Genomic DNA, 13,369 nt, shown 5'->3' with positions numbered 1-13,369 from the left:
TTTTTTGTTAACCAATTGTAATCATAGTTGCTCTAGAAATTTGATTTATAGATTTTGTGCCAAATATTGAATTTTTCTCTATTAATAATAGGAAATTTAAGATAAGAAGGGAAATAAGTCAGGAAAAAACCAAGTACACCAACTCGGTAATAATAAAAATCCTAGAAATACGATCACTAGGGTTCCTACTTACAAAGTATGACAAGGCAAAAATATAATATAAAGAAATTAAATGATAGGCAGTTTCATATCTTTAAAAAACTCTTCAATTTCTTCATTGTTACGTATAGAAACCGCTTTATCGACCACATCACGAGTTAGATGCGGTGCGAAACGCCACATAAAATCATACATATAACTACGCAAGAAACTAGTACGTTTAAAACCAATCTTGGTTGTGCTATAGCTGAACTTATCACGCATATCAATCACAACTAAATCGCTATCACTAACAGGGTCAACCGCCATACTTGCGATAATACCAATCCCTAGCCCTAATCTAACGTAGGTTTTGATCACATCAGCATCGGTTGCGGTAAAAATAATTTTGGGCTCAAGGCCAATTTTCTGAAATGCCACATCTAATTCTGAACGACCAGTAAACCCATGGGTATAGGTTACAATTTGATATTCAGAGATATCTTCAATAGTGACATTTTTTTTCGTTGCAAGTGGATGGTCTTTTTGCACGACCACACAGCGATTCCAATGGTAGCATGGCAACATAATCAAATCGTTATAAAGGTGCAATGCTTCGGTTGCTATCGCAAAATCACTGTTACCTTTGCACACTTCCTCAGCGATTTGCGTTGGTGACCCTTGCTGCATATGCAATGAAACATGTGGATAACGCTCAATAAAACCTTTTATTGTCGGAGGTAAAGCATAACGAGCTTGTGTATGTGTCGTGGCAATACTCAAGCTACCTCTATCTGGATAAGTATGCTCCCCAGCAACCGAGCGGATCGCTTCTATTTTTGATAGCACTTCTCGGGAGATCCGTACCACTTCTTCCCCTGCGGGAGTAACATGCGTTAAGTGCTTACCACTACGCGCAAAAATTTGGATCCCAAGCTCATCTTCAAGCATCCGCACTTGTTTACTGATACCGGGCTGTGACGTAAAAAGCCCCTCAGCGGTTGAGGAGACATTCAAGTCATGGTTAACCACTTCAACAATATAACGTAATTGCTGCAATTTCATATTTCAGTCTACCTCATACAGGAATAATGTGCATTTGCTATCTATAGCTAAAGAATATTACATATAGCTAATAGTTATAATTGATTTATTTGATATAACCAATATAACATCATTCTCTGAAGAATAAACAGTATGATGATAAAATTTCATCTAAATACCCTCTACAATGAAGAAAAGCAGTAAGGTACTGCAAAGACGGATTAACTTTATTTCATTATGTGGTTCAATAAGTGAAATAAATTTTGCAGAACACTCGCTCCAAGGTTTAACGTATTAGAGTGGATATCGTAATTCTCAACGAAGAGAGGTGGTTACATGCGTTTAAATGTTTTGGCTTTAATTATTGGTATGTCGACTATTTCTTTTGCCCCGTCACTATTGGCAAAAGAAGTTAGTTATGGACAACAAAAAATTGTTTTGTCTGACACGATTGAACCCGGCAATGATTTTTACCGTTATGTGAATGAAGATTGGGTAAATAAAGCGCAAATCCCTACCGGTATGCCACGTATTAACTCTTTTGTGGAATTATACTTAAATACAGAAAAACAAATTCAATCGATAATTGACCAGCTACAGCAGATCCCCGAAAACAAACTTACGCATAATCAACGAAATATTCGAAATTTATATCTTAGTTACCTGAATGAAACGGCTATCGAGCAGGCAGGAATTACCCCAATAAAATCCGATTTAGATGCCATTAAGAAAGCTAAAAGCCATAGTGATATTAGCCAGTTAATGACCCAACCCGACTACAAATCATTGATTTCTTATTGGGTAGACTTAGATGCTAAAGCACCGGATACCTATGTGCTTTATATCGGCCAAGGCGGCTTAGGGCTACCTAATCGGACTTATTACCTCGATAACACACCGCAAATGGAAGATATTCGAAAAAGTTATATCGCTTATATCGCTACCATGTTAGAGCTAGCCGGTGAAAAAGATGTCACACAAAAAGCACAGAAAATTTTTGATTTAGAAAAAGCGATTGCAACTGTACATTGGAGCCCTGAGGCCCGCCGTGACACTATCAAAAATTACCATGCAATGACCTTAGCTGAAATGAAAAACCATACCCAAGGTTTTGATTGGGATAGCTTTATTACTAGCCGCAAGTTAACTGATAAGCAACTTGCGAAAGTGGTCGTTGAAACGGACAGCGCAGTTGAACAAACTGCAAAGATTTTTGCAGATACCCCAGTTTCGACATTAAAAGATTACTTAACCTTTCAGTATATTAGTGAGCACGCACGTTATTTAAACCAAACCATCGCAGATGCACAGTTTGATTTTTACTCGAAAAAACTCAATGGTATTGAGAAGCAACGCACCCGCCAAGAGCGCGCTTTGCAAACCGTTAACTCACTCCAAGGTGAGCCATTAGGGCAAATTTACGTCGAACAATATTTCGACCCTCAAGCTAAAGAAAAAATTAAAGATTTGGTTAGTTATGTGAGAGGAACATTTAATTCACGCTTAAAAGTCAATGACTGGATGGATGAGCCTACTCGCCAAGAAGCCCTTAAAAAATTGGAACAATTCACGGTTAAAGTGGGTTATCCAGACCAATGGAATGATTTCAGTGCGATTAACCTTAAGCCCGATTCATTATTAGATAATTATAAGCAAGTTTTAGCTTGGTCATATGATGATATGATTGGCAAAATTGGTCAGCCTGTTCGTCAATGGGAATGGGGAATGACACCACAAACAGTTAATGCCTATTTCAACCCTGTTCAAAATGAAATTGTGTTCCCTGCTGCAATTTTACAAGCACCGTTCTTTGACCCTAATGTTGACCCAGCCTATAACTATGGCGCAATAGGTGCAGTCATCGGCCACGAAATGGGCCATGGTTTTGACGACCAAGGCAGTTTATATGACGGAACCGGGCAGTTACGTAATTGGTGGAGTGAGAGCGCTAAAACCCACTTCAAAGAGAAAACCGCTAAGCTTGTTGAACAATATAACGGCTTTACTGTTGATGGCTTAAAGGTGAACGGTGAGCTTACATTAGGGGAGAATATTGGTGACCTCGGTGGGTTAAATATCGCCTTAAGTGCTTATAAGCAATTTGCCAAAGAAAATTACCCAAATGGTGAGGCTCCAATTATTGACGGAACAACTGGGTTACAGCGTTTCTTCATTGCTTGGGCACGCACGTGGCAAGAGCTGTCAAATAAAGAATCTGAACGTAATAAGATTATGACGGACCCTCATAGCCCTAACCAATTTCGCGCAAATGGCGTAGTACGCAATATTGATGACTGGTACGAAACATTCGGTGTTGATAAAAATAACGCCCTGTATTTGGCACCAGAACAGCGTATTCGTATTTGGTAATAGAAAAAAGGCTCAGATTATTTTCTGAGCCCTTCATAGCTAGGTAACAAACGGTGCTAAGCCCTAGTGGCATATATTAGTATATTTAAAATTAGCAAGCCCAACTAACAATACTGCTGTTTAAATAACTTTTTAATCAATACAATACGCTAAATAGTTCAAGTTGTGGCTAGGCAGCAAGCGGCACTAAGACCTAGGAGCATACATCAGTATGTGACTAGGGGTAGCAAGCACAGCTAACAACGCCACAGCTTTGAAATATTAATAAATAAACGTTTTAATACGCTAAATAGTTCAAGTTGTGGCTAGGCAGCAAGCGGCGCTAAGGCCTAGGAGCATACATCAGTATGTGACTAGGGTTAGCAAGCGCAGCTAACAACGCCACAGCTTGAAATATGACGCGTATTATTTGATGACGCCGCAGGCCATCCTAGCCCCACCACCGCCTAACGCTTCTGGATTATCAGAATAGTTATCACCACCCACATGCACCATCAATGCGCGGTCTTGAACATCTTTGAGTGATTTTAAACGTGGCGCTAGTACCGCATAATTAGCATTACTTTGACTATCGGCAACTAAGCCGGGTAAATCGCCTAAATGCCCTGTGTTATCATAAGGGCCTTTATGAACGCCTGTTTTGGCTGGGTCTAAATGACCACCCGCTTTTAATGCAGGTACCGATTTACCGTCTTTTTCTGCAGGTTCGCAGCTTGGGTTCTCATGAATATGGAAGCCATGAATGCCTGCTTGTAGTCCTGTTAATTTAGGCGTGAACAGTAATCCATATTCCGTTTCTGAGATAACAACCTCACCTATTGCTTTACCATCACCTGTGGGTGTCGCTTCTTTTAATACAACAGTAGACTGAGCAGCGTACGCTGTCCCCGCTGTCAATAATGCAGCCAGTAAACACATTTTTAACTTCATTTTGCCTCCGGTGGATAACTTTTATCTATCATTCCATCGACTTACCTAAATATTTCAGCAAGGTAAGGATTATTACTGCCAATTGATAACTACAACGACTCTATCTTAAGTTAACACAAATTAGTTATCACTTTGGTGCTACATTTGAGTTTAGTTAAAAATTGGTGGCTGTATCACAGTGAACGATAAGAAATAAAGGAATGGACAGTATAACTGCGGGTTATTCACTGATAGGCATTGATATGAAATTGACAAGTTAATAAAAAAGCCAATCTAATTAAATGATTGGCTTTTTTGTTTGGAAACAAAAGAGAGCTATTACTTTTCTTTTACTTCCCACTTACCGTCAACGTAGAATGCACTCCAACCCGTTGCTTTGCCGTTTTTCTCTGAAGAAACATATTGTTGTTTCGTTTTACGACTAAAACGGACGACAGTTGGGTTACCTTCACCGTCTTCAGCCGGTGCTTCAGCTAAATAAGCGAGTTTTTCAGGTAAACGGTCTTTAAAACGCTGTAATTCTGCCACTAGTGGTGCACGTGTTTCTCGTGATTTAGGGAATGTATTCGCCGCAAGGAAAACGCCAGCAGCCCCATCACGTAACACAAAATACGCATCAGATTTTTCACATGGAAATTCCGGCAATGGCACTGGATCTTCTTTCGGTGGTGCCACTTCACCACTTCGTAAGATTTTACGCGTATTTTTACACTCTTCGTTGGTGCAACCCATGTACTTACCAAAACGCCCCATTTTCAGGTGCATTTCTGAACCACACTTGTCACACTCAATGACCGGGCCGTCATAACCCTTAATACGAAACTCGCCTTCTTCGATTTCATAACCTTCACACGCAGGGTTATTACCACAAACATGTAATTTACGGCCATTATCAATCAAATAGCTGTCCATCGCGGTGCCGCATTTTGGACAACGACGTTTGGCTCTTAACGCATTAGTTTCCGCATCATCCCCTTCAAGGACATTAAGGACTTCGTCTTCAGGGATAAGGTTAATCGTTTTTTTACAACGCTCCTTGGGTGGTAATGCATAACCAGAACAACCTAAAAATACCCCAGTTGATGCGGTACGAATGCCCATATGGCGTTCACAATCAGGGCAGGTAATTGAGGTAATTACCATTGGGTTGGTGCGCATTCCCCCTTCCTCTGGTTCTTTTTCAGCAACATCGAGCTGCTTACTAAAATCAGAGAAGAATTCATCTAATACGGCTTTCCATTCGGCATCATGGTTTGCAACATGGTCCAGTTGGTCTTCCATACGTGCAGTAAAATCATAGTTCATCAGATCGTTAAAGTTTTCCTCTAAGCGGTCTGTGACGATTTCACCCATTTTTTCTGCATAGAAACGACGGTTTTCAACTTTGACATAACCTCTGTCTTGGATCGTCGAAATAATCGCTGCATACGTTGAAGGACGGCCAATACCACGCTTTTCTAATTCTTTAACTAAAGACGCTTCACTAAAACGTGCTGGCGGCTTGGTAAAGTGCTGGCTAGGCAATAGTTCAACCAAAGACAACTCCGCACCGACTTGTATTGGTGGCAGCGTTTTGTCTTCATCATTTTTACGCAGTGCAGGCATGACTTTCGTCCAACCATCGAAGCGCAGAGTACGCCCTTTGGCTTTTAGTTCAAAATCCCCTGCTTTGACTGTTAAGGTTGTTGAATCATATTTCGCAGGTGTCATTTGACAAGCCACAAACTGATTCCAAATCAATTGATACAACCTTTTCGCGTCGTTCTCCATGTCTTTTAGTGACTCAGGTAAAACATCGACACTAGAAGGGCGAATGGCTTCGTGTGCCTCTTGCGAATTGTCTTTGCTACTATACACATTGGCATCTTTTGGCAGGTATTTCGCGCCAAAATTATCATTAATATAGCCACGAACCATGTCGAGTGCATCTTGACTCAAGTTTGTTGAGTCAGTACGCATATAAGTGATGTAACCCGCCTCATAAAGACGCTGAGCCATCATCATGGTTTTTTTCACGCCGAAACCTAAACGGGTACTAGCAGCTTGTTGTAGCGTTGACGTGATATACGGTGCGCTCGGTTTACTGGATGTCGGCCTATCTTCACGGTCAGTAACCGCAAAACGGGCATTTTCCAGTAATTTAACCGCCGCCTCTGTTTGCGCTTTATTGACTGGCTTAAATGCCTTACCACCTTGTGAAGTGACTTCCATACGCAAATTAGCGATATCTTTATCGGCTAAGTCGGCATGCAGTTCCCAATATTCTTCAGGAACGAAGGCTTTAATTTCCCGTTCACGTTCAACTATCAGTTTCACTGCAACTGATTGAACACGACCAGCAGATAAGCCACGAGCCACTTTTTTCCACAACAGTGGAGAAACCATGTAACCCACAACTCGGTCCATAAAACGACGCGCTTGTTGTGCGTTAACTCTATCTATATTTAATTCCCCAGGGCTATCAAATGCCTGAGTGATCGCATTTTTGGTGATCTCATTAAATACAATACGACTAAAACGAGAATCGTCTCCACCAATCACTTCACGCAAATGCCACGCAATAGCTTCCCCTTCTCGGTCCAAGTCCGTTGCGAGGTAGATGTGATCAGCATCCTCCGCCAGTGATTTAAGTTCAGAGACCACTTTTTCTTTACCTGGTAGAATTTGATAATTCGCTTTCCAACCATGGTAAGGGTCAATCCCCATGCGCTTAACTAATGCATCACGCGGATCTTTTTTCACTTTCTTTGTTTTGTCGGTAGATGAGCCTGTACTCTTTTGTGAGCCGGTTTGTGAACCAGAGCCGCTTTTCGGCAGATCACGAATGTGGCCAACGCTGCTTTTTACAACGTAGCCACTGCCAAGATACTTATTAATCGTTTTGGCCTTTGCCGGGGACTCCACTATAACAAGAGCTTTACCCATATTTACCTTTACCTAAATATCAACAATGGCGCATTTCTACATTAAAATGCGCAAAATGAGAATCTCTTTTTTATATTGCGACACAATCACAATATATCAATATATTTTTAAACAATTATTTGTGTTGAAACAAAACTTATAAACTCAATCACGTTATTCTAAAAGGCACAAAGTGTCTTCTAGTCGACTGATTTTAACCATATAAAGATGTTTAGTCACAATTGAAAACCACACACTCTACCTGATAAAATGCTAGAAGCAACCAATTATTTTTTCAAGGAAGCCAAGTTATGCAAGACAATTTACCGTTCATCACAAAAAAAGAGTTACTTGAAAAAGCTAATGATATCATAAAGAAACATGATGATTATATTCATGGTATGTTTGTTGATACTGTAGAGCAGCATCGAGGTACATTGGTATTTAAAGGGGAGTTCTTCTTAGATGAGAACAATATCCCTACCTTAAAGAGTACCGCTGCTTTTAATATGTACAAACACCTTGCTCATGTACTATCAGAACAATACCAATTGAGTGATAATAACTAATTAACACGTTTGCTCTTTGTATATAATTTACCGGCTAAAAAGCCGGTAAATTAATAGTAGATTTAAAAACGCTTATTCGCTAGGCAAAATTCGAAATTACAAGAGTGGTTTTTGCCCACGCTGCCACCAGCGCAATAATAAATTATCCACGCTCTTTGCCGCGCTTCCCATAAACTTATCCATCATTTTTTTACTTAATACATAACGGATACTAACTATTTCCTTAGTATCAATCGCATTAATAATAAAATCATCACTCACACCAATATTATCCACAAGCCCTTTATCAAGCGCCTGTGAACCATACCAATACTCCCCTGTTGCAACTGCAGAAATATCTAAAGATGGGCGATTTTGATGAACAAATTGTTTAAACAATTCATGTGTTGAATTTAAATCTTCAACAAATTTCTTACGACCTTGCTCCGTGTTCTCACCTAACATGGTCAATGTACGTTTATATTCGCCAGCGGTGTGAAGTTCAACATCAACATCATGCTTTTTTAATAACCGATGAATATTTGGAATTTGAGCGACAACACCAATCGAACCAATAATGGCAAATGGCGCTGCGATAATTTTATCTGCGATGCACGCCATCATATATCCACCACTCGCAGCGACTTTATCTACCGCAATAGTCAGTGGGATATTTTTTTCTTTGATTCTTAGTAATTGTGAAGCCGCTAAGCCATAACCATGAACCATCCCACCAGGGCTTTCAAGTCTTAACAAAACCTCATCCTGTTGGTCTGCAACAGCGAGAATTGCACTGATCTCTTCACGTAAAGAGGCAACTTCACGTGCATCCATACTACCTTTGAAGTCTAAGACATATAAGCAAGGCTTTTTAACCCCTGTTTGGCCTAATTTAGCCCCAGTTTTCTCACTTTTTGATTTTGCTTTTTGCTGTTTTTTAAATGCTTTTAGCCATGCCTTATGTTCTGATTCATTCATTTTTATCTGCTGCATTTGGCGCTGACGCTCACGATAGCTTTCACCTAAATCTGTGATTTTCAAAGCACCTTTTGCTCCTTGTCTGCGCATACCTACGCCAAACACAAAAACAGCCAGCAAAACCACCGCTACCAAAATCGTAACGACTTTTGCTAAAAATAGCCCATACAATGAGAAATACTCCACAATCTGATCCTTTTGATATTTATCTTCAATACAAAAATAATCTCACGATTACGCGCAAACAACCAGAAAAAAACAGAGTTGGCACGACAAACCTTGTTAATACTATGTTAGATTAGCCAATTATCACAATCAGTGCGATGATAACCATACATGCTAATCACAATAGTAGGAAAGAATATGCTCCAATATCAGCCTAGACAAGACCTATTGAAAGGTAAAACTATTCTCGTGACAGGTGCCGGTGATGGCATTGGCCGTGAAGCCGCTCTCACTTATGCGCGCTATGGTGCATCCCTTATTCTTGTTGGTAGAACACTGCATAAATTACAATCAGTTAGTGATGAAATAGCGGCTTTAGATGGAAAGAATCCACCTTGCTTTATATTAGACTTATTAACCGCAACAATTGATGACTGCCATACACTCGCTTCGCAAGTTGCATCAATAACGCCTTATTTAGATGGCGTTTTACACAACGCGGGAATACTTGGTGTAGTAGCCCCTATCTCTGAGCAACCCAGTGACCTATGGCATGATGTGATGCAAATAAATGTTAATGCCACATTCATGCTAACTCAAGCTTTGCTCCCTCTATTACTTAAAGCGCCTAATGCCTCGTTAGTTTTTACCAGTTCAAGTGTAGGTAAACAAGGTCGAGCCGGTTGGGGAGCTTATTCTGTCTCTAAATTTGCGACAGAAGGTTTAATGCAAATTCTATCCGAAGAGTATAAGCACAGTAATCTTCGTGTAAATTGTATTAATCCAGGTGGAACTCGAACCTCTATGCGAGCAAGCGCATTCCCTGACGAAGATCCACTTAAATTGAAAACTCCTGCTGATATCATGCCTATTTATATCTATTTGATGGGTGATGATAGCCTGCGTAAAACAGGAAGTAGCTATGATGCACAACCCGGACGCAAGCCCGGTGCTGCGGAGTAAAAATGATGTCTCAAAGCCGACACGAAGAACGTCAACAACGTTTAAAAGAAAAAGTGGATGCACGAATTGAAGCCGCTCAAATTGAACGGGGTATCGTTATTGTCTTTACTGGAAATGGAAAAGGCAAAACGACAGCGGCATTTGGTACTGTTTGCCGTGCAGTAGGCCATGGTAAAAAAGCCGCTGTTGTTCAATTTATTAAAGGTGGCTGGGATAATGGTGAACGTGAGCTGTTAGAACCCCAAGGCGTTCCCTTCTATGTTATGTCCACAGGGTTCACTTGGGAAACTCAAAACAAAGAGACAGACACCCTCGCCTGTATAGAAACTTGGCAATACGCCAAACAATTATTAAGTGACCCACAGTACGATTTAGTCATTTTAGATGAACTCACCTACATGGTAAGTTACCATTATCTCGAATTAGCAGAAGTGATCCAAGCATTACAAAGCCGCCCTGCCAATCAATCTGTTGTGATCACTGGCAGAGGTTGCCACCGAGATTTAATCGAATTAGCTGATACAGTAACAGAAATGCGCCCAGTGAAACATGCATTTGATATTGGGATTAAAGCTCAAAAAGGGATTGATTGGTAATCATCCGATAACAAAGTGCAATAATAAGGCGTTATTTTTTATTATTGCACTTCTAATCTATTTCACTAGCTATTTTTCTAACTAAGCCATCAGTTAACCTATAAAAAAGTTATTTAATACTTTTCATTGGTAACACTAATTTAGTGTGAACTCCATATTGGAAAATATTTTTTGGTAGTATGAATTTTTTTGCTAACTTTTGTTCATCAAGTATCACAATTATTTTATAACGATAAAGAATAAATATAAAAATAATTAATGCTATTTGTTGAAAACCTCCTCTTTAATTAAAATGATTACGTATTGCTACGTGAGTAAAATCCTCCTAACAGGCTAAAAATGCGTAAACACAACCTATTGATAAAAAACAAACTAATCTATAAAAATAGATATTACTCCGCTTTTATTCAGTTTTAGTTAGTTATCAATGAATAACGATATATTTACCCATGTTAACATTATTAATTTTATTTAGTTTTCTATTTAAGCATAATTAAACTGCAATAATGGATTGTTAGTTATCTTAGATTTTTCTATTTTATTTAAGGGATATATATGAAAAATGTTTCAAATTCTCATTTGAATTTCACCAAATTGAAATTTAACCCACTCTTTTTATGTGTTTCAATGATCGTTGGAACCTCTACTGTTGCCCAAGCGTCAATTACACCAACTAATGGGGCTGGTATATTAAATCAAGGTAATGGGCCGACTGTCGTTTATATTAATAAACCAAGCCAGGCTGGTGTTTCCCATAATACCTATAGCCAATTCGATGTTGACCAAAAAGGTGTTATTTTAAATAACAGTGCAAAAAATTCTAATACGCTCATTGGCGGCAAAATTGGTGGCAATACCAATGTTGCCGGCGGGCGAGCTAAAGTTATCTTAAACGAAATAAATTCAAATGCGGCAACCACATTAAATGGCATGATTGAGGTTGCAGGCGGCAAAGCGCAAGTAATCGTTGCTAATGCTTCCGGTGTTACATGTAACAACTGTGGCTTTATCAACACCAATCGTACAACACTGACAACCGGTAAAGTAGAGCTAGCAAATGATGGCTCCATTGCTAACTATAATGTGCAGCAAGGTAAAATTGCCATCAATGGGAGATTAGATACCAATTCTCCGACAGATTTAATTGCACGTTCGGTGGCCATTAATGGCATTATTGATACACAGCGCATCAATGTGATAGCTGGAAGTAATCACGTCAATTCGGCTGGGGATGTGACGGGTACAGCCGCTGCAATTGGAACAAAACCCACTGTTGGGATTGATGTTTCGTCGATTGGCGGTATGTATGCCAATAAAATCTCATTAATAGCCACTGAAACTGGCGTTGGTGTCAGTAATTTAGGGGATATTGGTACCTATAATGGCGCAATTTCTATTGATACCGCAGGAACGGTGAATAATACCAATGGTAATATGAACGCAGCGGGTGATATTGATATTAAAGCAGCAAGCCTTACCAATAACGGTCGCATTGCGGGTAATAAAAACGTCAATATTACCGTTGCAGGAACGGGTGTAATTAATAATGATAATGGTGATATCACATCCTATAACAATGATATTAATCTAAGTACATTAGGTACACTAAGCAACAATCGTGGTTCGATAATCGCTCTGCAGAATGTTAATACACTCTCTGATTCATTTGTAAATGATAATGGTATCGTTCAGTCTACTAAAGGTAATATCGACATTCATTCCATGAGTACAATTTACAACAGGGACAATCTCGCCAATCCAAATGATCCAGTAAAAGGATTCAATGCTGGGCGTGATATAACGATTAATGCCGTTCGTGTTGTGAATGAAAACTCCAATATTACTGCAGGGCGAGATAGCAAAATCAGCACGCAATCCGCAATTGATAACACATCAAATAGCAAAATTACTGCACAACGCCATGCAGACATCAGTACGATGTACTTAACGCAAACTAATTCTGAAATAAATGCCATTGATGGCCAGATGAATTTAGATGCGTCGGTATCACTCACTAATGCGGGAACGTCAACCATTCATAGTGGTCGCTTGATGAATATCAATGCTAACCAGCTCAATAACACCGGAGCGATTGTTTCGAATAACGGCAAATCCGTTATTAATGCTAATTCAATGAACAACCGTTCTGGCTATATCAAAGGACAAAATCTTACGATTAAAGCCTATAGTATTGATAACCAAGCAGGGTTAATTAATGCAGAAAATAATCTCGATATTGAAACCAGTTATTTGAACAACAGTTACAGTAGTGACTTTAAACTCATTAATACTAAATTTGGACTAACAAACCAAAATGGTGGCCTACAAACCAATAATGGAACTATTAAAGTTAAAGGTGATACGTTACATAATACCTATGGTTCTATTGCTGCAAATGTAGAAAATAATACCGCTGCACGTAATGATATTGACGTTAAGCTCAAAGCAACACTCAATAATAATTATGGAGAAATCAAAAGCGCTAATAGCCAGAAACTGGATGTTGGCACATTAGAAAACTATTCAGGAACAGTGGCCGCAGGGAAAAATCTCACCATTGATTCAAAAAATCGTATTAACAACCAATATGGTGCTTTACGTTCTACTAACACGACTAAAGTCACCAGCCCTATAGTAAGTAATGGAACGGCTGGAAGTATCACGGGTAACCGTGTGATTATTGATGCAGTTGTGACAAACTAATATATTACATCGATTAAAAAGGAGGTTAAA

9 protein-coding genes are annotated in these 13,369 nt (G+C 39.4%); 5 read left to right on the top strand and 4 right to left on the bottom strand.

What is annotated here, in order from left to right; genetic code table 11:
• Positions 1–228 precede the first annotated feature (228 nt).
• Positions 229–1,203 carry an HTH-type transcriptional regulator CysB gene (gene cysB, locus M1F17_RS10440; protein ID WP_094960537.1) on the bottom strand — a complete coding sequence of 325 codons (975 nt, stop codon included), beginning with the start codon at positions 1,201–1,203 and terminating at the stop codon, positions 229–231.
• 315 nt (positions 1,204–1,518) lie between these two features.
• On the opposite strand from cysB, the gene M1F17_RS10435 reads away from it, so the two are divergent.
• Entirely contained in the window at positions 1,519–3,552 is a 2,034-nt protein-coding gene (locus M1F17_RS10435) for a M13 family metallopeptidase (protein ID WP_094960536.1), read from the top strand.
• A gap of 405 nt (positions 3,553–3,957) precedes the next feature.
• On the opposite strand, the gene sodC is transcribed toward M1F17_RS10435, so the two are convergent.
• Together sodC and topA are read right to left on the bottom strand one after the other, a co-directional pair.
• Positions 3,958–4,482: a superoxide dismutase [Cu-Zn] SodC gene (gene sodC / locus M1F17_RS10430; protein ID WP_318836967.1), complete on the bottom strand. Its 525-nt coding sequence runs from the start codon at positions 4,480–4,482 to the stop codon at positions 3,958–3,960.
• A gap of 318 nt (positions 4,483–4,800) precedes the next feature.
• Positions 4,801–7,407 (bottom strand): type I DNA topoisomerase, encoded by a 2,607-nt coding sequence (gene topA / locus M1F17_RS10425; protein WP_318836966.1) that lies wholly within the window; start codon positions 7,405–7,407, stop codon positions 4,801–4,803.
• 290 nt (positions 7,408–7,697) lie between these two features.
• Here topA and M1F17_RS10420 point away from each other — a divergent pair, with 290 nt between their 5' ends.
• Positions 7,698–7,955: a DUF2498 family protein gene (locus tag M1F17_RS10420; protein WP_094960535.1), complete on the top strand. Its 258-nt coding sequence runs from the start codon at positions 7,698–7,700 to the stop codon at positions 7,953–7,955.
• 96 nt (positions 7,956–8,051) lie between these two features.
• Here M1F17_RS10420 and sohB read toward each other — a convergent pair whose 3' ends face one another.
• The gene (sohB, locus tag M1F17_RS10415) at positions 8,052–9,098 is read right to left on the bottom strand and encodes a protease SohB (protein WP_004254182.1); all 1,047 of its coding nucleotides are present in this window, start codon (positions 9,096–9,098) and stop codon (positions 8,052–8,054) included.
• 177 nt (positions 9,099–9,275) lie between these two features.
• Between sohB and M1F17_RS10410 the strand changes: the two genes are divergently transcribed.
• From M1F17_RS10410 to M1F17_RS10400, 3 genes are all read left to right on the top strand, one after another.
• Positions 9,276–10,040 (top strand): YciK family oxidoreductase, encoded by a 765-nt coding sequence (locus tag M1F17_RS10410; RefSeq protein WP_036957702.1) that lies wholly within the window; start codon positions 9,276–9,278, stop codon positions 10,038–10,040.
• A 5-nt stretch (positions 10,041–10,045) separates the two neighbouring features.
• Complete coding sequence (gene cobO, locus M1F17_RS10405) at positions 10,046–10,636, top strand: cob(I)yrinic acid a,c-diamide adenosyltransferase (protein WP_112307152.1); 591 nt, start codon at positions 10,046–10,048, stop codon at positions 10,634–10,636.
• A 555-nt stretch (positions 10,637–11,191) separates the two neighbouring features.
• Entirely contained in the window at positions 11,192–13,339 is a 2,148-nt protein-coding gene (locus M1F17_RS10400; protein WP_144141487.1) for a filamentous hemagglutinin N-terminal domain-containing protein, read from the top strand.
• Positions 13,340–13,369 lie beyond the last annotated feature (30 nt).

The organism is Providencia sp. PROV073 (assembly GCF_033688125.1).
GTDB lineage: Bacteria > Pseudomonadota > Gammaproteobacteria > Enterobacterales > Enterobacteriaceae > Providencia > Providencia hangzhouensis.
This window is presented reverse-complemented; position numbering and strand designations above follow the sequence as displayed.

Excerpts from the sequence above, each read along its gene's own strand:
- cysB (WP_094960537.1), bottom strand. The coding sequence starts at position 1,203 with ATGAAATTGCAGCAATTACGTTATATTGTTGAAGTGGTTAACCATGAC.
- M1F17_RS10435 (WP_094960536.1), top strand. The coding sequence starts at position 1,519 with ATGCGTTTAAATGTTTTGGCTTTAATTATTGGTATGTCGACTATTTCT.
- sodC (WP_318836967.1), bottom strand. The coding sequence starts at position 4,482 with ATGAAGTTAAAAATGTGTTTACTGGCTGCATTATTGACAGCGGGGACA.
- topA (WP_318836966.1), bottom strand. The coding sequence starts at position 7,407 with ATGGGTAAAGCTCTTGTTATAGTGGAGTCCCCGGCAAAGGCCAAAACG.
- M1F17_RS10420 (WP_094960535.1), top strand. The coding sequence starts at position 7,698 with ATGCAAGACAATTTACCGTTCATCACAAAAAAAGAGTTACTTGAAAAA.
- M1F17_RS10410 (WP_036957702.1), top strand. The coding sequence starts at position 9,276 with ATGCTCCAATATCAGCCTAGACAAGACCTATTGAAAGGTAAAACTATT.
- cobO (WP_112307152.1), top strand. The coding sequence starts at position 10,046 with ATGTCTCAAAGCCGACACGAAGAACGTCAACAACGTTTAAAAGAAAAA.
- M1F17_RS10400 (WP_144141487.1), top strand. The coding sequence starts at position 11,192 with ATGAAAAATGTTTCAAATTCTCATTTGAATTTCACCAAATTGAAATTT.